We start from the raw sequence: 22,265 nt of genomic DNA, 5'->3' as shown, positions 1-22,265 counted from the left end.
CATCAATACCATTAGCCGCGACACGCCACTAAACCGAGCGCTGCGCCGCCGCGATCCCGACCACTCGCGCCGACGCCGTGCACGTCGCAATCGGCCCGTCGGCGTCGAACAGGGTTGCTTCGAGTTTCGCCGTGTCATCGACTCGTTCGACGACGCGTCCACGCGCGGTGACCCGACCGGGCCGCAACGGCCTGATGAATTCGACGGCGATGTCCTCGGTCGACTGGAACTGGTCGGGTTCCAGCGTCGCCAGCAGCGCCGGTCCCACGGTGTCGTAAAGCATGGCGGCGATGAATGCCCCGAGCACGTTGCCGAACGGGTTGGTCCACTCCTCGCGAGCTGTGAAAGCGAGGTCGATGGTGCCCGCGCCGGGGTCGGCGTCGACGAATTGCAAACCCAGCGTCCGCGCGGCGGGCGGCTGCGGCGTGCGCCCCGCCATGGCGTCCCAGAACGGCCCCTCGCGTGACAACACACCCATAGGTTCGAGTGTAGACACGGCGACATGCCGCCCCGGGTGCGACGATGTGCACATGGCCTCGGCAATTCCCCTGCAAGGACACACGATTGTGTGCGGGCTGGAGCTACTCGGGATCAGGATCGTCGAGCAGCTGCACGCTTTCGACGAACCGGTCGCCGTCGTGCTCTACGCGCACGAACCGCGAGTCGAAGCGGTGCTCGAAGGCTGGGACATCCCCTACCTCGTACGCGGAGCGAGTGGCGCCCAGGCGCTGCGAGAAGCGGGCATCGAATCCGCCGACGCCGTCGTATGCACCGACCCGGCCGACGTGGTCAACCTCGAAACCGCGCTTCTGGCACGGAGATTGCGCGCCGACGTCCGGGTGGTGGTGCGGATCGCCAACGTCGTGGTGCGTGACGCGATGGTCGCCGACAACGGTCCCGGCGCGGTACTCGCCGTCGCCGATCTGGCTGCTCCGTCCGTCGTCGAAGACTGTCTGCAACGAACGACGCATCATCTCGACGTCGCCGGCGTCGACCTGACCGTCGCGATCGATGCGATCGACCACGACGGAACGCTTCGATCGCTCTACGGCGACCTCGGACCGATCGCCGTCGTACGCGGCGTCGACAATCCCTATGCCGCCGCGCCGACGCCGTGCCCGCCGCGAGACACCCCGGTGGCCGCGGGTGACTGGGCGGCGCTGATCGGAACGTCGTCGGAGCTCGCGGCCCACGGATTGGGCGGTACCACGGCTCCAGAGGAACGTCGGGCCCGACGTCGTAATCCGCTCGTGCGGCTGCGCCTCGCGGCGTCGGATCTACGCGAAGACATCGACCCCAACTTCTTCCGCGCCCTCGGTGTGATGACGGTGCTGGTGGTGACATCGATGTTCCTCCTGCGCTACACCTACAGTCGGCCTGGAATGAGTTTCCTTGACGCCCTGTATTTTTCGGCGGAGACGATCGCGACGGTCGGGTACGGCGACTTCAGTTTTCTGGGACAGCCGCCGATGCTGCGGTTCTATGCGATCTTCCTGATGGTGTGCGGCGTGACGAACACCGCGATCCTGGTGGCGTTCGTATCGGAGATGCTGGTGAGTCGTCGACTGACGCAGTCGGCCGGGCGGCGCAGTGCGCGGATGATGAGCGGGCACGTACTGCTCGTCGGACTCGGTGAGGTAGGTATCCGGGTGGCCGCGGACCTTATCGCACAAGGACATTCAGTGGTCGCCATCGAACTCGACCGCCAGCACCGCAATCTGCCCGCCGCGGAGAAGCTCGGCGTCGCAGTCGTTTTCGGCGACGGGACACAACGCGAAACGCTGCTCGCGGCGGGACTGACCCGGGCGTCGGCGGTGGCGATCCTGACGTCGAACGAGATGGCCAACATCGAGGTCGGGTTGGTGGTCAAGGAGTTGCTCGGGGAACGCTGGGACGACGGCCTGCACCACCCGTCGGTGCCGGTGGTATTGCGCGTCTTCGACCTGCCCCTCGGCCGAGTTGTGGCTGCGCGCTTCGGTTTTCGCAACGTGCGCTCGACCGTCGAACTGGCTGCCCCGTGGTTCATCTCGGCAGCGCTGGGGCTGCGGGTGCTCGGTACGTTCAGCGTGTGGGAGGAATCGTTCATGGTCGGGGCGGTGACCATCGAGCCGGGCGGCGGACTGGATGGGATCGCGATGCGAGATCTCTCGCCGGCGACGCGAGTGGTTGCGATCGCCCACGCGGAGACCGGGCAGTTGGAACGGAATCCGCGGCGGCACAGTCGGTTTCATTCCGGGGATGTGGCCTATGTGATCGGGCCGTACGCGGAGCTGATCTCGGTGTTGCGCTTGGGGAGGAAGTAGGGCTCCGATACCGGTCGGGTTCTGCTCAACTGATCGCGGTGGTCTCCACCACCGAGGCCACGTCGAGTCGCACGCATTTGCCGGTGCCGGGCTCGTCGTCGCGCAGTTGGGGGCAACTCCACTCGATCCTCGCGGTCCCCGAGATCTGCACGGTCGCGGCGTCGTCGACGATCAGCATCGACGCCTCTGGATCCACCACGAGATTGCCCAGGCTGTTGAAGAGGTTGTTGCCCGCATAGTCCGGCCACCACAGTTCATTTCCGTCGATACCCACGAATCCTGGCGAACCGCCGCGATGCGAGGTGTCCGGGCCGCACGTCGGGTGCGTCGTACCCAGGATGAAAGTGTTGGCACGTGCCACCACCTCCCGCGCCGCGGCGCCGAGACTCGACGATGCGGACGTCAGTCCCGCGGGTCCGACCGGTGCTTCGTGGACGTGGGGATTGATGTATTTCGGACAGTTGCCGTAGACCTGCTCGACCGCGACCTCGAGCCCACCGTCGTCCGCTCCGACGAGCATGCCGTTCACCCGCAGTCGTCGGCGCTTCGCGAAATCGATCAACAGGAAACCGGCCCGCTGTCCGCGGGCGACGCCATGCAACGGATCACCTACCCGGCCGACTTCCCGGATCCGCAGCGCGGAGCCGGCCGCGTCGCAGAAGCCGGGCGCACCCGAGATCGGCGACGTCCACAGGGTGCCTGTCGAATCGCGGGCGGTGATGAACACCGTGCGTCGGTCCGCGACGAACCCGGCCATCGCGGACGTGAAGGCGTCCCGCCGGAGCATGCCCGCGTACCGCGCGGCGTCGTCGACGACTCCCGCCCGCTGCTGGACGAGGCATTCGCCGTCGTGGAACGGGCCCATCTCAATCGAAGAAGCCGCAGGACGGGGTGGCACCGGCGACGGCGGCCTCGGTCGGCACGCCGTCGGGGGCGCAGACCTCCAGGCGCACGCCGTCGGGATCGAGGAAGAAGAATCCACCGGAAGAGAATGCGTCGCTGTGCGGAATGATCTCCCCGTCGTACAGCACCTCCGCGCCTGCCTGCGTCACCGCGGTCCGCAGGCGCTCGACCTCGTCGACCGAATCGACGTGGAACGCCAGATGATGCAGGCCGGGCGTGCGGGTCGAGAATGCTCCCGCGCTCTGCTCCCACAGCGTGATGGCGAGTTTATCGAGGAAGACCTCCGACGCGACGTCGGGATTGCCCAGAAACGCGAAACGCTGACCGTCCGCGTCGGACTGCCCGAGGACCTCCAGTCCGAAGATCTGCTGGTAGAACGCTATCGATCGGGCGAGGTCGGTGACGTTGAGGCCGATGTGACCGGTCTGCAGTGGCATGATGACTCCTGGTGCGAGCGGATTGTGACTAACTGTCTTAATCATCAATAGCAGGTTAGGTATGGAACAGCAGCAGAAACCGGACTTTCTCTTCCTGGGCGGCGACGTGGCGCTCGACTTCGTCAACACGGTGATGGTCGTCGGCGGTCGTCCCGCCGACCTCATCGCGACTCCCGCCGACCTCGGCGCATGGCTCAGGTCGTCGCCGATCGCGGCCGAGTTCGGTGCGCCGACGAAGGTCGACGAGTCGGTTCACGAACAGGCGATCGGCCTGCGCTCGGCGATGCGCGACGCCTTCAGTTCGCTCGCCGAGGGCCGCCCGGTGCCCGACGCGGCGCTCGCCGGCATCAACGCGGTGCTCACCGACTCCCCCGGCACCGAACTGCGGTCGACCGCAGAGGGCGACATCGTCGAGGTCCCTCGCGTCGACCTGGCCCACGACGACCGATGGACCTCGTGGATCCTCGCCGACGCCGCCGCGAAACTCCTCGGCAGCGACCTGCGTCGGCGCCTGCGCCGATGCGCCAACCACGACACCTGCGTGCTGATGTTCGTCGACACGTCACGAAGTCGCACCCGACGCTGGTGCAGCATGGAACTCTGCGGCAACCGCAGCAAAGTCGCAGCCCACCACGCCCGCAGTCGACCGGCGAGGTCGACGCGTGAGGCGGATGAACGATCTGTCTAGCGGATTGTCGCGGCTAAAGAGTTGCATGCCCGTTGCGTTCCTCTGCCGGTTGAGCGAGCGGAGCGAGTCGAAACCCCACCGGCCAGGCAATGACGAAACCTGCAGCGTCACAGTGGTTTCGACTCGGCTTCGCCTCGCTCAACCAGCAGGATGCGGCGTGGCAGGTTGCGCGCAAGATATCAATACTATTAGGCGCGACACGCCACTAGCGGATTGTCGCGGCAAACGCTCGGGAGTGCTCCACGGGTGTTCGATCGGGACGCCATCCTTGCCGCGGCACGGTTGGAGAGGGACTCGCGTCTCTCTTGCCCGCCATGGGTATCAACAAATAGTTCTACCCCTGGCCGCCGGGGTGTCGATTCGCGTCTGGTTCGCGCGTCGGCCGCGTTCGCACTGCGGTTGTGCGTTTACGCGGCGGTAGTCGGACTGCCACTGCGGTAGCCCGTTCCCGCGGACGTAGTTACCGCAGCGGGAAGAGGTTACGGTGGCGCGAATTCGGTTACCGCAGTACAACATTGGCTACTGCAGCGGCATCGACTAGCGCACGAAAAACCCTGCGCTGCAGCAGCCACACAACCCTCACCCGCCCCAGCAGTGACAACGGATCGATTCACCCTGCGACCGCACCGCAACCGCCGTCGCATCAATACCGGAGATTAGACGCGACACGTCACCAATGGAGTGTCGCTGTAAACAGTGCGGTCTTGCGGCCCTCTGGTCCCGAGCGGCCAATTGCACTCTGCCCCGTCACCGACGCCGGGGGAACATTCACCCCGCCACCACTGAGCAGGCAGTTTCCAATCACGGCCAGTGCACTCTGCCGGCCGATCACACTCGCCGCAACCTTCAACACCAGCGTGCGTCCGCGCCCCCGAGGTGCATGCAACATCGATCCGTTGTTACCGGTGGGGCAGGTGATGTACACGGGGTGTGAGTCGAGTGCCCGACCGCTGTGCCGGGAGTGCGTGTTGACGCTCGCAAACGGTTCACCTCGTCTACTCGCAGTCACCTCGCCGTTGACGGCGGGTGTGTGGGAGGAAACGAGGTGGACGTGGCGGCCATCGACAACCACGGCACCCAAACCTCGGCAACTGCACCCAATGATCTAGATACGACGTTCCGCTGGGGGGTTGTCGCGGCTGAACGGTCGGAAATGCCCCGACGGGAGGTCGACCGGGACGACGGTTGCCTCTCGGAGGCGGCGGGCGCAGCGTCGGGGTCGCAGAAAACCGCAGATAAGGTGATCGGCGAGAGGGCAAGTTCAAGTGATCCCCGCAACACCGAGTGTAAAGATTTGCGGCAGTGGGTATTTCAGAGTGTGGGTGATCATCGGCCCCTACTCCGGCAATTATCTACAGATTTCCGCCATCACCCGCGCACGATCTGTTCCAGGCGGCGCAGGGCAGGGATCGCCGCCAGAAGGACTTCGCGCTGATCGTTGGGCAGTTGCGCCAAGTAGCCGGCGATCCGGTCCGTCGCGTCGCGGCGTCGCGCGATGGAACGTTCCAGGCCGGCGTCGGTCAGCTCGATGAGCGACGCCCGACGATCGTCGGGGTCGGTGCGGCGTACGACCATTCCCGACTTCTCCAGCGATGCGATGAGCGCAGTCATCGACGGCTGGGTGACGCCCTGCGCCGTCGCGAGCGCGGTGATCCGCGTGGGACCCTCCCGACGAAGGGTGGCCAGCGTCGACGCCGTCGTCATGCTGATGTCACGGGGCTGCCTCACGATCAGCAGAGTCAACAGCGTGTACAGCGAGTCAGCGGCGTCGACGACGGCGGGCAGCGATTCGATCTCGACTGGCGTCGGCAACTCACTCATCCCCTCAGTGTATTCGAGTCCGATAATTGCATAGCTACTCTATATAGAGTAGCTATGTATCTATGTCAGCGTCTTCTGTATCCACCGCGTTCCGACAGCCGCGCGCCGTGTGGGCGGTAGCCTTCGCGTGCGTCGTTTCGTTCATGGGCATCGGGCTGGTCGATCCGATCCTGCCCGCCTTGTCGAAGGAACTGGGGGCGTCGCCGTCGCAAGTGACCCTGCTGTTCACGAGTTATCTGGTCGTGACAGCGGTGGCTATGCTCGTAACCGGTTGGGTGTCAAGCATTTTGGGTGCCAAGCGCACACTGATCGCCGGACTGATGCTGATCATCGTCTTCGCCGCGGCGGCCGGCAGCAGCGACTCGATCGCCGGCATCGTCGGCTTCCGCGCGGGTTGGGGATTGGGCAACGCGCTGTTCATCGCGACGTCGCTGGCGGTGATCGTCGGATCGGCGACGGGCGGTTTCGCGGGCGCCATCGTGCTGTACGAGACCGCATTGGGGGTCGGCATCGCCGCCGGACCACTCGTCGGCGGATTGCTCGGCACGATCAGCTGGCGGGGACCGTTCTTCGGTGTCGCCGTACTGATGTTGATCGCACTCGTCGCCACCGTGGTGTTCGTCGATCCGACGCCGAAACCCGAGAAGACGTCGTCGATCATCGAACCCCTTGCCGCACTTCGCCATCGGAGCCTCGCGACGACCAGCGTCACCGGCCTGCTGTACAACTGGGCGTTCTTCACGATCCTCGGCTATGCGCCGTTCCTGATGGGACTTTCGGCAATCCAGCTCGGGTTCGTGTTCTTCGGCTGGGGCATTCTCGTCGCACTGTTCGCGGTGTTCGGCGCACCGATGCTGAAAGCCCGATTCGGCACTCCCCGAACGCTCTACGGCGCTTTGACGACGATGGCGATCCTGTCGGCGGTGATCGGCGTGTGGGCCGAGAACCGGTGGGTGGTGATCGGGGCGGTGATCGCGTCGGGCGTCGTCGTCGGACTGAACAACACACTGGTGACGACCGCGGTCATGAGTATCGCTCCGGTACCGCGGCCGGTGGCGTCGGCGACCTACGGATTCGTCCGCTTCATCGGCGGCGGCCTGGCTCCGTTCGCCGCGGGCAAGCTCGTCGAGCACTACAGCGTGCATGTCCCATTCATCGTCGGCGCGGTGACCGCCGTCGTGGCCGCCCTTGTGCTCAGGACTGTGCATCAGGCTCTCGTCGACGCCGATGCCGAAGAGCACCAACCGGTTTCGCATGAGCGGCAAGACGCCGAGGACGCCGTAAGCCAGATTCCCGTTGTCGAAGAGGAAGCGATTCTGGCCGAGACCGCCCTGCTGGAGGATCAGCGGTTCGGTCGCTGACACTGGATTCATCGACGGCAGGCCTCTTCGGCTGGTTGAGCCGGGGTTTCCGCCGGCAGGCCTCTTCGGCCGGTTGAGCCGGGCCGGAGCGTTAGCGAGGGCCCGTGTCGAAACCACGCACGCCGACGATGTCGGCGCACCAAATGCTCAGCTACAGTTGGTAACTCGCGTCACGATGGTTTCGACACGCTCGTCGCTAACGCTCCTCACGGCTCAACCAGCGGAGTAAGGCGCTTTCGCTCCGCTCGTCGGGCCCGGCTCAACCAGCGGAGGAGCCTACCGTCGGTTGAGCCGGTCCTTGCCGCCGGTTGAGCCGGACCGGAGCGTTAGCGAAGGCCCGTGTCGAAACCACGCACGCCGACGATGTCGGCGCACCAAATACACAGCTACAGTTGGTAACTCGCGCCACGACGGTTTCGACACGCTCGTCGCTAACGCTCCTCACGGCTCAACCAGCAGAGGGAGGCGCCTTCGCCGCGCTCGACGGGCCCGGCTCAACCAGCGGGGGGAGGCGCTTTCGCTGCGCTCGTCGGGCCCGGCTCAACCAGCAGAGGGAGGTGTGTCCAGCGCGGTCAGGGTATGGGCAGGAGCGCGCTTGCGGCATAGGGCTGCTGCGCGTTCTCGGCGGCCATCGCGATCCGCCAGAGAGTCAGCGTAGTACTGGCGCGGGCGTACCCGTCGGTGCTCAGGAAGGTGTAGCCCAGCTTGCGTTCGAGCCAGTCGATGCGCTGGCGCATCGTCGAATGGTGCAGGTTCTGGGTCCGCGCGACTTCCCGGATGCTGCAATGACTCAACAGCGCCTCCATTGTCGGGACCACCCACGACCGCTCGGCCTGCAGCTCGACCACCCGGCACACGTCGGGCGCACTCGACGCGAGGTCGGCGTCGACACTGTCGACGACGGTGGCGATGCTGCCCAACTCGTCGTAATTCACGTGGGTGGGTTTGCCGGTGACGAGGTCGATCGCAATGCGCAGGGCGGTGCAGGCGTGTCGCCATTCGTGATGAACATCCACCCCGGCGCAGGTATGCAGACCGGCGGCGATCGCCCGCGGAACGGGCGCGCCGGCGGCCGACGCCGGAAACAGGGTGATCTGGTACTCGTCGACGATCAGCCCGGGCGGCATCTTCGGGGCATCGGCGACGTGGGTTACGACGACGGTGACGGTTGATCCCAGCCCTAACTGACACAGCGCGGCGGCGCGGTCGGCGGGGGTCGCGTCGCGTTCGCACAGCGTGCGGGTAGCGGCAACCGCCGGGGAGACGTCTCGCGTCTTCTTCACCGCGTGCAAGCTGCGGGCGAAACGCTCGAGAATCAGATGATCCAGCGGCCACGACGGCCCATCCCGATCGAGCCACACGGTGATCTCCTCGAATCGCGCGACCTCGCGTGACGCCGTGGACTCGCCCGGGTCGGCGACGGTCCGTCCCGCGGCGTCCACGCCGACTCGCAGTCCGCGGTCGGGATCCTCCAGGCCGATCGGACACTCCGCCAGTACTGCTGCGGCCCGGAGCATCGCCAGCGCCGACGACCGGCTGTCGACCAGGGCGTCGAAGTGCTCGATGACCCGCAGCGCATCCGCCGCGCCGCCGTCGAGCGTGTTGAGTTTGATAATCAGTTCACGCATCAGCCGACTCCTTGTTCTGCGCGGACACCCGATGTTTCGACCGGCACGGCGACGGTCGCTGGAAAGATTGCGGACACCGCCGCGACGATCGCCGCGCGTCGGGCCGCGATCGACCGATCGCGCACGTCGGGACCGGCGAGCTCGACCAGATCCACCTGCCACGCCCACGACAGGGCGATCTGATTGACGAGGACGACGACGTCGATCGGATCCCAGGCGGCGTCCAACCGACCCGCATCCTGAGCCCGACGGACCTGCTCGACGCCGCGTCGGATCGTCTCGCGCACCGTGTCCTGGAACGGATCGTCGGGGTCGTCGACCGCGGTGACATCGAGGCGACCCCACTGCATGAGTCGCAAATGGTCGGGATGCGCCAGAAAATAGTCGTGCACGCGGCCGGCGTAGCCGGGCAGATCGGTCGCATCGAGGCGAGTGGCTTGCGACATCTCGACCAGTTCACGCTCCGCGACGAACCGATAGAGCGTGTCTTTGCTGCGAAAGTGCGCGTAAACCCGCTCCTTGCTCGACTTGGCGCGCCGCGCGATTCGGTCGATGCGCGCACCTGCGACACCGAATTGAGCGAACTCGTCGGTGGCAGCAGCAATGATGCGATCGCGCGTAGCTTCCGAAGCGGTGACCATCATCACACCATACCAAACCAAACCGTTTGGTTTGGTCACAATGCGGACTCATCCTCCAGAGATCAGCCCGGTCCGGGCCCGTCGAGCGGGATCGCGTCGACGAGGCGGGTCGATGTCTATCGCCGTGGTATATGCGGTGGAGAATCGAAATCCGTTGCACGACTGGATAATCCGGCCCGACTTCCCCGGCTGTCGACGACCGCGGTGAACGCTTCTTTGAGGAGCGTGAGCACGAAGAGCGGTTGCGCAGCGATTCGCGACGCCAGGCGCAGCGTCGACGATTCGACGTCGACGTCGGGGACGACGTGGCCGAGGGCGTCGAGCGCGGAAGCGTCGTCGAATCCCGCCGAGAACAACAATCGACGGGCTCGGCGGGCACCGGCGTCGAACAGATCGACGTCGTCGAGGGTCGCCGCGCCCCGGGCGAACACGGCGAGGTCACACCCCCGCACGACGGCGGGCGGGCAGCTGCCGTGCACCTCGGCGATTACCGGCTTGCGCAGTCGGCGACATCGCTCGCCGATGCGCGCATACATCTCGTCACCGATGGCGGACGGGGCATCGGGTGCGGCACATCCGGCCGGCGTCGCCACGATGATCACGCTGACGGCGTCGTCGTGGCCGATGCGGTCGAGGGCGTCGTCGAAGTCATAGAGCACGCGAGCATCGCCGAGCACCAGGCGCGCCACCTTGGCGGCCGGTCGCTGACACTCGAGGGCGTCGATCTCGGAGACAGTCATCTCAGAACACCGAATAGCCGCCGTCGACGACGATTTCGTCGCCGGTGTGGAATCCGCCGATCCCGCCGGCGAGATAGACCGCGAGTCGCTCGAAATCCGCGGGTGTCCCCCAGCGTCGCTGCGGCATTCGTTTCATGACATTTCGCTCGAATGCCGGATCGCTCAGCTCTTCGCTGATCAGCGGCGTCTGCGTCCAACCGACGATCAGCGAGTGCGCATTGATTCCGTGGCGTGCCAACTCGATCGCGCACGACCGGATCATCGCCGACAATCCCGCCTTGCTCGCGGCGTACGCCTGTCCGCGCGGAGTTCCGTGCAGAGCGGACACGCTCGACGTTCCAACCAGGACGCCGCCGCCTGCCCGACTCACCATGTGCTTGGCCGCCTCGCGCAGGGTCAGGAAGGCACCGTCGAGGTTGACCGCGGTCACCGAGCGGAACGCCGCGAGGTCGGTGTCGACGAACGCGGTCGTGGTGGAATGCCGGCCCGCGTTCGCGAAACAGGAATCGACGCGGCCGAAATGCTCAACCGCTTCGGCGAAGGCACCGACGACCGACGCCTCGTCGCTGACGTCGCAGCGGATGCCGTGCACTCGGGTGCCGAACTCGGCGAGGGCGGTGACGGCATCGTCGTTGCGGGCGGTGTTGGTCCCCCAGATGCATACGTCAGCCCCCGACCCAGCCAGCCCGCGGGCCATCGCGAGACCGATTCCGGAGTTTCCGCCGGACACGACCGCCACGTGACCGGTCAGATCGAACAGTGGGTTCATCTCGATCAGCTGATCGGCGAGAAGCTGGTCGGATCGAGGAAGACGGCATTGGCGCTCGCCGTGACTCGCTCACCGGTCGCCTGCAGTTCGGCCCACTCCGGGTCGGCCCAGAACGCGGCCCACGACGCCTTGGCGGCGTCTTTGCTGTCGTGGGCGACGATGTAGACGAGGTTGTCGGTGGGATTCCCGTCGTCGTCGGATTCGACCCAGTATCCGATGCTGGTCATCCCGTGCTTCTCGAACAGCCCGACGGCGTGGTCGCGAAAGCGCTGGACGAGGGCGTCGACCTTGCCAGGCATGGCGACATAGGTGCGGAGTTCGAAGGTGCGTGTGTTAGTTGTCATTAGATCAATCTATCAAGTCGATCTGGAATTGAACAGATCGATCTAGAGCGTATAGTCGAGGCATGACAACTGCAGCCGAAGCACCCGAAGACCGGCGCCAGACCCGCACCCGGCTGATCGAATCCGCAGCCGCACTGTTCAGCCGACAGGGTTACGGCGGTACCGGCATCAAGACAGTGCTCGCCGACGCCGAAGCCCCGTACGGATCGCTGTATCACTTCTTCCCCGGCGGCAAGGTCGAGCTCGGTGCCGCCGCACTCACCTACGGCGCAGCCGAATATCGCGCCCAGATCGAGGTATTCCACCCGCCGGGATCCGATCCGGTCGAAGCCACCCGAACGTCGTTCGAGCACGCCGCGGAGATCATGGTCAGCTCCGACTACACGCATACCTGCCCGGTTGCAACGACGGCGCTCGAAGCGTCGAGCACGCACGAGCCACTTCGGCAAGCGGCCGCCGCGGCGTTCGACTCCTGGCTCGACGTTCTCGAGACGCGCTACGTCGAAGGCGGTATCGCGCCAGGCCTCGCACACGACCTCGCCGTGCAGTGCCTGTGCCTCATGGAAGGTGCGGTACTCCTCTCCCGCACGTCGCGGTCGCCGGATCCGCTGCACATCGCGGGCCGCGCCGCCACCGCGCTCATCACCGCGGCTCTCGTGCAGAGCTGACCTGCACATGACGCCGGGGCGTCGCTCGCGCATCTGCGCAGGCGACGCCCCGGCGTCGTACAGTACGGGCTACAGGCTCACGAGTGTCCGGCCCCGCACCGCTCCGGCCAGGATGCTTCCGGCGGTCGCCGGGATCTCGTCGAGGGTGACCTCGGTGGCGATGGCGTCCGCGAGCCCCGCGGGCTTGAGGTCCGAGGCCAATCGCTGCCATACCCGAGCCCGCACATCCGGTGGGCACTGAACCGAATCGATGCCGAGCAGGTTCACCCCGCGCAGGATGAACGGCAGCACCGTCGTGGTCAGCGCGGGCCCACCGGTGAGCCCGCAGTTCGCGACCGAGCCGCGGTAGCGGGTGGTGCGCAGGAGGTAGGCGAGCGTGTCGCCGCCTACCGGGTCGATGCCGGCCGCCCATCGCTCGCCTTCCAGTGGTGCACCGGTCGCCGCGGACACCTCGTCGCGCCCGAGGATTTCGGTGGCGCCCAACGACCGTAGGTAGTCGTGCTCGTCGGCCTTGCCGGTGCTGGCCGACACGTCGTAGCCCAGGCCCGCGAGCATGTTCACCGCGGTGCTGCCGACGCCGCCGGTGGCACCGGTGACGAGGACCCGGCCGTCGCCGGGTACCAGGCCGTTTTCCTCGAGTCGCTGGATCGACAGCCCCGCGGTGAAACCGGCCGTCCCAAGCATCATCGCCTGCTTCAAGGTCAGGCCCGCGGGCAACGGTTCGAGCCACGCCGCGGGCAGCCTGGTGTACTCGGCGTAGCCGCCGAAATGGGCGATGCCGAGATCCCGGCCGATCGCGATCACTTCCTGACCGACCTCGAATCGCGGATCGTTCGACTCGGCGACGACGCCGGCGAGGTCGATGCCCGGCACCATCGGATACGACGCGACGACCGGGCTCTCCGGCAGGCACGCCAGCCCGTCTTTGTAATTGATGCTCGAATACTCGACGCGCACCGTGACGTCCCCGGCGGGAAGGTCGTCGAACGTGAGGCTCTGGACACCCGCGGTGAATTGACCGTCGGTCTTGTTGAGGACGAAAGCCTTGAACGACTTCGACATTGACTACTCCTGTTAGGTTCGTGGATCTTGTTGGACTACAGCGATTTTGGATGTTGTTTGGGGTGAGGTCTCGCGTCACACCAACTCGTGATGGCCGACGGTGAGCACCACAGCCACCGTCCGGCAGGCGTCGGTCGCCAGCAGCGCGCCCGCTCGGCCGCCGGTCGCCTCCAGCGAGTTGACCATGCTGACCAGCGACCGCAGCGGACCCGAACGCAGCAGCCTGCCGAATCCCAGGTCGCCGCCGCGCGGATTGACCAGATACCTGCTGATGCCGGTCGCCTTGATCCAGGCGAGCGGGGTCACGGCGTCGTATTCGGGCACTTCGAGCTGGTCGAGGTGCGCCGCGTCGACGCCGCACGGCGCAAGCAGATCGTCGAATGCCTGCGGGTCGAGCGGTTCGATGCCGGGGCCCGTCGTCGTCGGCGCGCAGCACGCCGTGTGCAGTCCGGCCCGATACCGCACGCCCAATTCGCCCGCGCGGCGTGGGCTGGTGAGCACCACGGCGCTGGCACCACATGCCGGCAGGGCCACCACGGTCCCCTTCGACCGGAACCGGTCGGCCAGATAGCCGGGCGACGTCGAAACGATCTCCCGCACGAAATCGCCTGCGCGAGAACACTCCGACGAGCGCGCATACGACGACTGAATCCAGCCGCGCATGTCGTCGGCGCACACATCCCACCGAGCAGCGGCCGCGGCCCGGACGGCCCGTCCGAGCCATCGCTCATCGGCGCAGCCGGTCTCGGCGGCACCCACGTCACACGCGGCGACCACCACGACGAGGTCCGGATCGCCGCGGACGGCGTTGATCGCCCGTTCCAGACTCGCTGCGCTGGTGGCGTCGACTCGAGTCCGCAGGCCGAAGGGCGGCCGGGCGAACTGCCAACCTTCCTCTGCCACAGCGGATTCCGTCGGCAGGAAGCGCGGATCGGCCAGGAACAGTTCGTCGACGTCGTCGAGCCGGATCCCGGATCGGTCCAGCAGCGCGCCGATGACGCCTTCCAGGATCTGCGACGGCGCCTGCGTCGATTCCGCACCGTCGGGCACCACGGCTGAGCGGCCGGCGTCGACCAGCACCACACCCCCGCTCATGACTGCGCTCCGGCCGCGCTGACTTGAGACGTCGTCACACGAGCCGTGACGTCACGAGATACCTTGTCGCCGAACGTCGCTCGCAGAAATGACGGGTCGATCAGCATGCCATGCACCTGCTGGTTGTGACTGTGGCACAGCTGGTGGTAGGCGAACGACGTCTGCATCGCGGTGGCCCGCCCCTGATTGTCCTGGGCGACGTTCACCGACTCCTTGGCCAACCGCAGCGCGAACAAGGGCATCTCGGCGATGCGGGATGCCAGACCAAGTGTGAAGTCCGCCAAGGCTTCTCGCTCGACGACGTGGTTGACCATGCCGAGTTGACGGGCCTCGACGGCGGACAACGAATCGGCGGTGAACAGCATCTCCTTGGCCTTGCGGACCCCGACTTCGAAGGGGTGGTTGAAGAATTCCGCACCGGCGACGCCCATGGCGACGGTGTTGTCCTGGAACTGGGCGTCCTCGGCCGCGACGACGATGTCGCACGGCCACACCAGCATCAGACCGCCGGCGATGACTTTGCCCTGCACCGCCGCGATGGTCGGTTTGGGCAGGTTGCGCCACCGCTCGGAGAAGCCGAGGTAGACCTCCTTCTCGACCGCCATCTGCGACTGTGCGCCCGCACACCCGAAGCCGCACCAGGTTCCGACGCGATCGTGCGCCGCGAAGTACTCCGGCCCCTCCTCGTCGCGCAGGTCGTGGCCTGCCGAGAAGTGCGGCCCGTCGGCGGCGAGAATGATCACGCTCACCGAATCATCCTGTGCCGCAACGTTGAACGCGTCATTGAGCTCATACAGCAGCCGGATACTCTGCGCGTTGCGGGCGTGGGCCCGGTTCAGCACGATCCGCGCGACCTTGTCAGCGGGTCGCTCGTAGACGATGGTCTCGAACCGCTGCACGTCGACGTCAGTCATGGCGGCCCTCCTACCCCTGCAGGCGCTCGAGAATCGCGCCGACGGCGCCTGCCGCCATCGCCTCGACGCCCGCCGCGCGGTCCGCGGTGAGCGGTGGCAGCAGGTTGGGCACCAGCGCCACCGGCAGGTCGCTCTGCGCGATCGGCCGGTGATTGGAGAAGGTGTCGAACCCGGCCTTGCCGTGATAGGCCCCCGAGCCGCTCATTCCGGCTCCACCGAACGGCACCTCGTCGTTGCTGTACGCCAGGGCGAAGTCGTTGCGCGACACCGCTCCCGACGACGTCGTGACGACGAAGCGCTCGAAATCCGGGGTGTCGCCGCCGAACCAGTACGACGACAGCGGATGCTCCCCCGCCGCGACGTAGTCGATGGCGTCGCGCACGTCGGAGTAAGTGTGCAGCACCAGCACGGGCCCGAAGATCTCCTCGCCGTGGATGACCGCGTCGGCGGGGACGTCGACCAGCAGCGTCGGCGGAATACGTCGGCTCTCCGACACCGGTAGCCGGTCGCGTTCGTCCTCGGACACGACGGTGATCTCGGTGGCGCCCTTGGCTTTTGCGTCGTCGATCAGTCCGGTGACGCGACCGTAGTTCGCGTCGTCGATGATCGATACAACGTCGGGGTTGTCGACGAACGTCGGGAAGTAGGTGGTGATCGCCTGCCGATAGGCGTCGATGAACTCCTGCTTCTTCGCCTCCGGTACGAAGGCGTAGTCGGGCGAGAGGCAGACCTGACCGTTGTTGAGCATCCGGCCGCCCGCGATCCGCAGAGCGGCGCCTGCGATGTCGGCGTCGGGCGCGACGATTGCGGGGTTCTTCCCGCCGAGTTCGAGCGTGACGGGAACTAGATTCTTGCCGGCGGCGGCCGCCACGATCCGCCCGACCTTCGGTGAGCCGGTGAAGAAGAGGTGATCGAATCGCAGGTCGCTGAAGGCCGTCGCGGTGGCCAGACCGCCGCCCACGACGACGACCTCGTCGGGGCTCATCCGGGACGCGACGGCGCGGGCGAACACTTCGGCGGTGCGCGGCGCCATGTCGGAGAACTTGATCATGACGCGATTTCCCGCGGCGAGGGCTTCGACGGCGGGCGCGAAGACGAGGACGACCGGGAAGTTCCACGGGCCGATGACGCCGACCACACCTTTGGGCCGGTGCTGGACGACGGTCGGGATCAGTCCGTCGAGGCCGGCGGGCACCTCGGTCGGCGCCATCCACTCCTCCAGGTGGTCGCGGGTGAACGCGATCGATTGCAGTGCACCGAGGATGTCGATCTCCATCGACGTCGTCGACGGCCGGCCCCCGAAGTCGGCGTCGAGAGCCGCGGCCAGTTCCACTCGGTGTTCGAGCACGCCCGCGACAAGGCGATCGATGCGGTCGCGGCGCGTGGCGGCGTCGGGAATGGGATCGTTGGCCTGCGCCGCGCGCTGGGCGTCGAGCAGCCGTTGCAGTTCGGCCGGCGTGAGGTCGGTGGTGATGTCGGCGGTTACGGTCATCGGACGAGTTCCTTCTCTTCGATCGGTTGATGAGCTGCGATGTCACGGGCCCAGCGGTAGTCGGCCTTGCCGGCCGGGCTGCGGAGCAGTTTGTCCACGCGGACAATGCTTTTCGGCAGTTTGTAACGCGCGAGCCGCTCGGCGGCCGCGGTGATCAGTTCCGCGTCGGTCGACGCGTGGCCGGGTGTCATCTCGACGACGGCCACCACTTCGGAGCCCCACCGCGCACTCGGGCGCCCCACTACGACGACGTCGGCGACGGCGGGCTGCACGATGAAGGCGTCCTCGACCTCCTCGGCGTAGATCTTCTCGCCGCCGGAGTTGATGGTGACCGAGTCGCGGCCGAGCAGTTCGATGGTGCCGTCGGGCAGATGTCGGGCCCGATCGCCGGGGATCGCGACGCGACGGCCGTCGACGATCGGGAAGGTACGGGCGGTCTTCGCGGCGTCGCCGAGGTAGCCGAGCGGGATGGCTCCGGATCGGCCGAGCCAGCCGGTCGCGGGGTCGCCCGGCGGCAGGGTCCGCCGGTGCTCGTCGTCGACGACGCAGCTGCCCGGCGCCGCGGTAAAGATGCCTGAAATCGCCTGCGCTGCAATGGAACTGACATTGGTCAGTTGCGATCCGGTCTCCGACGACCCCGCGACGTCGGCGACCACGACATGCGGCAGAAGGTCGAGCAGGCGATTCTTCACCGCGGCACTCAACACCGCGCCGCCGGAACCCATCATCTGCAGGGTCGCGCCGCTGTGGCCGCCGCGTTCGAACTCGTCGAGCAGCGGTGTCGCGAACGAGTTGCCGACCATGTTCATCAACATCACGCCCTCGGCGTCGATGACCTCCCACACCGACGCGGCGTCGAGACGGTCGACGACGGCCGGGAACACGACGGTCCCACCCGACAGCACACCCGCGAGCGCGATCCACTGCGCCGCCGCGTGCATCAACGGTGGCAGCGGCAGCATGACTCGCGGCTCGGCGGCGGCGATGAGCGCGAGTCCGTCGTCGAGCGTTTCGGCCTCGAACAGTCCGGCCGGCAGGAAGGCGAGCAGCGAACTCTCCAGGATTTCCGCCTGCGTCCACAGCACGCCCTTGGGCATTCCGGTGGTGCCGCCGGTGTAGACGACGTACAGGTCGTCGGCGTCGGGCGACGTCGGCGGGACGTCGGGGCTCGACGCGGCCAGCGCCCGCTCGTAGTCGAGCGCGCCGGGCAGCAGTGCGTTGCCGGACTCGTCGGCGACCTGCAGCAGCAGATCGGGCCGTCGGCCGAGCGAATCGAGGACCGCACTCAGCGTCGGGGCGAAGCGCGCGTGATAGATCACCGCGCGGGGCGCGGCGTCGTCGAGCAGGTAGGCGAGTTCGGCTTCGACGTAGCGGTAGTTGACATTGAACGACGCCGCGCGGGCGGCGTCGGCGCCGAGCATGCCTTCGAGGTATTCGTTGCCGTTGTGCAGGTACAGCGCGACGAGATCTTGTCCCGCTTCCCACGGCCGCAGCTGATCGCGTGATCGATGGATCGTAATCCCCTGGGAAAGAAGAAGATTCGCGAGCCGATTGACCCGTCCGGCGACGTCGCGGTAGCTCAGTCGGCGGTCCCGGAAGACGATGGCGGTGCGGTCGGGGGTCGCTGCGGCGACGCCGGCGAACAACGCGGCGTGGTTGTATCTCATCAGAACTCCGATCGTGGGAACAGGTGAGGGGCCGCAGGCCCGGACGGGGAACGCAATCCGGACCTGCGACTGGACTGGGTGGTCATGCCGTGCGCACGTCGACGAGCGCTTGACGTTTGTCGACGCGGACCGCGTGCAACGCGGCCTTGAGGGCATCGGCGAGTTCACTTCGGTTGCGGACGGTCACGCCGAAACCGCCCGACGCGGTGCAGTAGGCGGCGAGGTCGGGTGACGGCGAGAGGTCGGAGAAGCGGCGCTCGGCGTTGGCGACTGCGACGCCCGCCGGGTAAGCCAGCTCGGTCGCGCCGTCGACGGCTCCCCAGTTGCTGTTGTTGGCGATGATGGTGAGCACCGGGAGGTCGTGTTTGGCCGCGGCGTGATGGCAGGCCGCCGGGTTGGCGAACATGTACGCGCCGTCGCCCAGCGTCGCGACGACGGTGCGCTCGGGCGCGGCGAATTTCGCGCCGAGCGCGGCGGGCAGGCCCCAGCCCAGACCGCCCGACGCCGGCAGGAAGTAGTAGGTGCCGGGCTTGGTGCGGGCCAACAGATCCGGGTACGACACGTACTCGTTGAAGACGATGTCGTCGTCGTCGAGCAGCTCACCGAGGACCGCGGAAATCGCTGCGGCGCTGATGGTTTCGTCGTCGACCGCTGCTTCTTGTGCGCGGAGTGCGGCCACCCCGGCCCGGTACTGCGTCGCGACGGCTTCGATCGCGCCGGACCGGGACAGGTCGATGTCGTCGGCGCGGGCGTCGAGGGCCGCGATCAGCTCGGTCAGGAACGCCGCCGACGTCGCGCTCACATTCAGATCGGACCGGTGCGAGCGGATCGGATATGCGGAGAACAGCGGGTCGACGCCGACCTGCGCGATAAAGGTGTCGGGCGCGGGCGCCTCACGTTTGGGGATCCAAGGGACGTCGGACTCGAGGAAGACCACGACGTCGGCATGCCGGAAGACCTCGGCGATCTGGCTGCCGATCCGGCGCGGATGGTCGGAGGCGATGTTGAGGTAGCGCGCCCACGGGTCGGCGACGCCGATGCCGAATCGGCTCGCGGCCTCTTCGAGGAGCGCTACGGCGGCTGGGTCCTGGCCGGCGCCGGTTGCGACGATGACCGGGAAGCGGGCCGCTGCGATGCGATCGGCGATCTGCGCGACGGCTGCCGGGTCGGGCTCGATGGTCGTCGGGACCGGAGTTGCCAGCCGCTGCGGTTGCGGTTCGTCGGCCGACTCGGCGAGCACTTCGCGGGGCAGCGACAGGTAGATCGGACCCTGCGGCTGCGCGGTGGCCATACTCAGCGCGCGGTCGACGACGGCGTCGACCTGCCGCGGGTCACGAAGTTCGTAGTCCCACTTGACGAATTCGCGGACGATGCTCGCCTGGTCGTACATCTCCTGCGACCAGTGAATGGGCAGATCGCGGTCGCCGACGGCGCCGGACTCGATGATCGGCGATCGGCCCGCGGTGACCAACAGCGGGATGCGGTCGCGCGAGGCGTTCGCGACCGAGCACGCGACGTTCGCGGTGCCCACGTTGACGTGCACCATCAGCGCCTGCGGTTTGCCGGTGAGCAGAGCCGCCCCGTGCGCCATGCCGCCGGCGAGATTCTCATGGGCGCAGATGATCGGCGTCGGCAACGTCGGGCCGCCGGATTCCAGATTGGCGGCGTATGCCTCGACGATCGGCGCGAAGTCGGTGCCCGCGTTGACGAAGAGCGACTCGATGCCGCGCTCGGCGAGAGCGGTGAGGTACCGGGAGGCTGCGGTGTGGGCCATGTCAAACCTTCTCTGTGGTGTCGGTCGAAAACGTTGTGGGAGTTAGTAATCGCCGTGTGTGTGGACTGGTTGGCGACTGCCTGGAAGGAGCTGAGTTGTGCAATGCCAGCTCTAGATAGATTGATCTAGTAGACTCAGTTAAGCGTATGACGCACATCACGTCAACCCGATCGCCGCGGCTGCTGTGGTCATAAGTCTGGTCCGGCCGGCACCCAACCGCAGCCGCCAGGCGTCGGGGCATTCGACTCGCCGACCCGCCAGTCGGACGTCGCACAGCGCACCTGACCGACTGGCGGTCCGCGGTGCCGAAATGCCCTCCGATCGTCGGGTTATCCCTCCGACCGGACCCGCCGACAATCAGCACAGACCCGCGACACAGCGTCGGCAAAACGAAGGATGGAACTCATGAAGGCAGCACGACTCCACGGCCAGCAGGACGTACGCATCGAGGACGTACCCGAGCCGACACCGGGCCCCGGGCAGGTCAAGATCCGCAACGCCTATGCCGGCATCTGCGGCTCTGACCTGCACTTCTACTTCGCGCTCGACAGCGTCCCCTACGACCTGACCACGCCGCACCCGCTGACCGGCGCCCGGCTGCCACAGATCCTGGGCCACGAATTCTCCGGCACCATCGTCGAAGTCGGCGAGGGCGTCAACGGCTTGTCGGTCGGCGACCGCGGCGCCGTCCATCCCACGTTCGCCACCTGCGGCAAATGCCCCGCCTGCCTGCGCGGCGTTCCCATGACCTGCCCGCTCATGGGCGCCCTCGGCGCGACCGCCATCGGCGGGGGTCTGTCGGAATACGTCGTCGCGAACGCAGAGCAGTTTCACAAACTGCCCGACGACGTCGACCTGCTCACCGGCGCACTGGTAGAGCCGATGTCGGTGGCCTGGCACGGTGTGGCGCGTAGCGGTGTCCAGCCGGGTGGAACCGCATTGGTCGCCGGTGCGGGCCCCATCGGGATCGGTGCGTGGTTCGCGCTCAAGGCGCGGGGCGTCGACAAGGTCCTCGTCTCCGAACCGAGTGCCCAGCGACGCGAGGTGATGGCCTCGCTGGGCGCCACGGTCGTCGATCCGGTAGGTGGCGACCTCTCCGCGGCCGTGGCCGCCCTCACCGACGGCGGCGGCCTCGACGTCGTCATCGAGGCGGCGGGCGCCGGAGCCGCCCTGGAGTCCGGCATATCCAGCCTGGCGCCGAATGGGCGGGTCGTCGTCGTATCCCTGCATGAACATCCGACGCACCTCAACCCGACCGAGCTGATGATGACGCAGAAGGAGATCGTCGGGGCCGTCGGCTACGGACACGACGAGTTCGACGCCGTGATCGCCGCCATGTCCGACGGCCTCTACGACACCACCGGCTGGGTGCAGGAGCGTGACCTCGACGACATCGTCGACGCGCTGCATCAACTGCGCACCGGGACGGGATCGAAAGTTCTGCTGCGTGTGAGCTAGGGTGCGCGGCGGCGCGAGTGCTTTTGGTCGCGTCGCCTTCCCGCTGGGGTGATTCCCTCTCCGCAGCATGTCGGGGTTACCGCAGCGGCTCTCAGGGCAGCGCAGTGGGGACGATTCTTGTGTAGGAGGAAGGACTTCTCCGCTCATCGAGTGCCGACGCGAGCGCAGCGAGCCGTCGGTGTGACGAGATGGGGTGAGCCGAACTCGGAACCGAAAACCTCGCTCCCCCACGATGTTCCGTCGCGGCGGCCTGGGCACGTCGTCTCACCAGACCCCTCGTTACACCGAAGCTCGTACCTCGCTACGGCACTCGGGGATCGGGGTGGCGCGATCAAACTTGCCGTTCACCCCTCTCTGCTCATCGAGTACCGACGCGAGCGCAGCGAGCCGTCGGTGTAACGAGATGCGGCGCGCCGAACTCAGAACCGAAAACCTCGCTCCCCCACGATGTTCCGTCGCAGCCCGGGCACGTCGTCTCACCACACCCCTCGTTACACCGA

General features: G+C 66.9%; 20 protein-coding genes. 5 read left to right on the top strand and 15 right to left on the bottom strand.

Annotation, left to right across the window (positions count from 1 at the left end; genetic code table 11):
- Window positions 1-28 precede the first annotated feature (28 nt).
- On the bottom strand, window positions 29-478 hold the full coding sequence (locus HH308_RS20235; RefSeq protein ID WP_170196054.1) for a PaaI family thioesterase: 450 nt from the start codon (window positions 476-478) through the stop codon (window positions 29-31).
- A gap of 52 nt (window positions 479-530) precedes the next feature.
- On the opposite strand from HH308_RS20235, the gene HH308_RS20230 reads away from it, so the two are divergent.
- Entirely contained in the window at window positions 531-2,303 is a 1,773-nt protein-coding gene (locus HH308_RS20230; protein ID WP_246284735.1) for an NAD-binding protein, read from the top strand.
- Between the two features lie 25 nt (window positions 2,304-2,328).
- On the opposite strand, the gene HH308_RS20225 is transcribed toward HH308_RS20230, so the two are convergent.
- Both HH308_RS20225 and HH308_RS20220 read right to left on the bottom strand, forming a co-directional pair.
- Entirely contained in the window at window positions 2,329-3,168 is an 840-nt protein-coding gene (locus tag HH308_RS20225; protein ID WP_170196053.1) for a pyridoxamine 5'-phosphate oxidase family protein, read from the bottom strand.
- A gap of 1 nt (window position 3,169) precedes the next feature.
- Window positions 3,170-3,643 carry a VOC family protein gene (locus HH308_RS20220; RefSeq protein ID WP_170196052.1) on the bottom strand — a complete coding sequence of 158 codons (474 nt, stop codon included), beginning with the start codon at window positions 3,641-3,643 and terminating at the stop codon, window positions 3,170-3,172.
- A 61-nt stretch (window positions 3,644-3,704) separates the two neighbouring features.
- Between HH308_RS20220 and HH308_RS20215 the strand changes: the two genes are divergently transcribed.
- Entirely contained in the window at window positions 3,705-4,331 is a 627-nt protein-coding gene (locus HH308_RS20215; RefSeq protein ID WP_170196051.1) for a CGNR zinc finger domain-containing protein, read from the top strand.
- Window positions 4,332-5,699: 1,368 nt separating this feature from the next.
- Here HH308_RS20215 and HH308_RS20210 read toward each other — a convergent pair.
- Window positions 5,700-6,152 carry a MarR family winged helix-turn-helix transcriptional regulator gene (locus tag HH308_RS20210; RefSeq protein ID WP_170196050.1) on the bottom strand — a complete coding sequence of 151 codons (453 nt, stop codon included), beginning with the start codon at window positions 6,150-6,152 and terminating at the stop codon, window positions 5,700-5,702.
- 62 nt (window positions 6,153-6,214) lie between these two features.
- Here HH308_RS20210 and HH308_RS20205 point away from each other — a divergent pair, with 62 nt between their 5' ends.
- Window positions 6,215-7,513: an MFS transporter gene (locus tag HH308_RS20205; protein ID WP_170196049.1), complete on the top strand. Its 1,299-nt coding sequence runs from the start codon at window positions 6,215-6,217 to the stop codon at window positions 7,511-7,513.
- A gap of 572 nt (window positions 7,514-8,085) precedes the next feature.
- Here the strand turns inward: HH308_RS20205 and HH308_RS20200 are convergent.
- The 5 genes from HH308_RS20200 to HH308_RS20180 all read right to left on the bottom strand — a co-directional run bounded on the left by HH308_RS20200 (window position 8,086) and on the right by HH308_RS20180 (window position 11,635).
- A complete protein-coding gene (locus HH308_RS20200) occupies window positions 8,086-9,141 on the bottom strand; it encodes a helix-turn-helix domain-containing protein (protein ID WP_170196048.1) in 1,056 nt (351 codons plus the stop codon).
- Window positions 9,141-9,782, bottom strand: a complete 642-nt coding sequence (locus HH308_RS20195) for a TetR/AcrR family transcriptional regulator (RefSeq protein ID WP_170196047.1) — start codon at window positions 9,780-9,782, stop codon at window positions 9,141-9,143. Before HH308_RS20195 ends, HH308_RS20200 begins: the two co-directional genes overlap by 1 nt.
- A 116-nt stretch (window positions 9,783-9,898) precedes the next feature.
- Window positions 9,899-10,522, bottom strand: a complete 624-nt coding sequence (locus HH308_RS20190; RefSeq protein ID WP_170196046.1) for a Clp protease/crotonase-like domain-containing protein — start codon at window positions 10,520-10,522, stop codon at window positions 9,899-9,901.
- Window position 10,523: 1 nt separating this feature from the next.
- Window positions 10,524-11,291: an SDR family NAD(P)-dependent oxidoreductase gene (locus tag HH308_RS20185; RefSeq protein ID WP_170196045.1), complete on the bottom strand. Its 768-nt coding sequence runs from the start codon at window positions 11,289-11,291 to the stop codon at window positions 10,524-10,526.
- 5 nt (window positions 11,292-11,296) lie between these two features.
- On the bottom strand, window positions 11,297-11,635 hold the full coding sequence (locus HH308_RS20180) for an NIPSNAP family protein (RefSeq protein WP_170196044.1): 339 nt from the start codon (window positions 11,633-11,635) through the stop codon (window positions 11,297-11,299).
- A gap of 62 nt (window positions 11,636-11,697) precedes the next feature.
- Here HH308_RS20180 and HH308_RS20175 point away from each other — a divergent pair, with 62 nt between their 5' ends.
- Window positions 11,698-12,303: a TetR/AcrR family transcriptional regulator gene (locus tag HH308_RS20175; RefSeq protein ID WP_170196043.1), complete on the top strand. Its 606-nt coding sequence runs from the start codon at window positions 11,698-11,700 to the stop codon at window positions 12,301-12,303.
- Between the two features lie 69 nt (window positions 12,304-12,372).
- Here HH308_RS20175 and HH308_RS20170 read toward each other — a convergent pair whose 3' ends face one another.
- From HH308_RS20170 to HH308_RS20145, 6 genes are all read right to left on the bottom strand, one after another.
- On the bottom strand, window positions 12,373-13,365 hold the full coding sequence (locus tag HH308_RS20170; protein WP_170196042.1) for an oxidoreductase: 993 nt from the start codon (window positions 13,363-13,365) through the stop codon (window positions 12,373-12,375).
- Between the two features lie 75 nt (window positions 13,366-13,440).
- The gene (locus tag HH308_RS20165) at window positions 13,441-14,460 is read right to left on the bottom strand and encodes an acetyl-CoA C-acetyltransferase (RefSeq protein WP_170196041.1); all 1,020 of its coding nucleotides are present in this window, start codon (window positions 14,458-14,460) and stop codon (window positions 13,441-13,443) included.
- On the bottom strand, window positions 14,457-15,374 hold the full coding sequence (locus HH308_RS20160) for an enoyl-CoA hydratase (RefSeq protein ID WP_211188668.1): 918 nt from the start codon (window positions 15,372-15,374) through the stop codon (window positions 14,457-14,459). Before HH308_RS20160 ends, HH308_RS20165 begins: the two co-directional genes overlap by 4 nt.
- Window positions 15,375-15,384: 10 nt before the next feature.
- Complete coding sequence (locus HH308_RS20155) at window positions 15,385-16,866, bottom strand: aldehyde dehydrogenase family protein (protein WP_170196040.1); 1,482 nt, start codon at window positions 16,864-16,866, stop codon at window positions 15,385-15,387.
- Window positions 16,863-18,533 carry an AMP-binding protein gene (locus HH308_RS20150; RefSeq protein ID WP_170196039.1) on the bottom strand — a complete coding sequence of 557 codons (1,671 nt, stop codon included), beginning with the start codon at window positions 18,531-18,533 and terminating at the stop codon, window positions 16,863-16,865. The genes HH308_RS20155 and HH308_RS20150 overlap by 4 nt, the downstream gene beginning before the upstream one ends.
- An 82-nt stretch (window positions 18,534-18,615) precedes the next feature.
- Complete coding sequence (locus HH308_RS20145; protein WP_170196038.1) at window positions 18,616-20,307, bottom strand: thiamine pyrophosphate-requiring protein; 1,692 nt, start codon at window positions 20,305-20,307, stop codon at window positions 18,616-18,618.
- Window positions 20,308-20,712: 405 nt separating this feature from the next.
- On the opposite strand from HH308_RS20145, the gene HH308_RS20140 reads away from it, so the two are divergent.
- Entirely contained in the window at window positions 20,713-21,765 is a 1,053-nt protein-coding gene (locus tag HH308_RS20140; protein WP_170196037.1) for a 2,3-butanediol dehydrogenase, read from the top strand.
- Window positions 21,766-22,265: the final 500 nt, after the last annotated feature.

The organism is Gordonia asplenii (assembly GCF_012933505.1).
Lineage (GTDB): Bacteria > Actinomycetota > Actinomycetes > Mycobacteriales > Mycobacteriaceae > Gordonia > Gordonia asplenii.
Note: the sequence above shows the minus strand (reverse complement) of the source record. Positions and strands in the feature narration are given on the sequence as shown.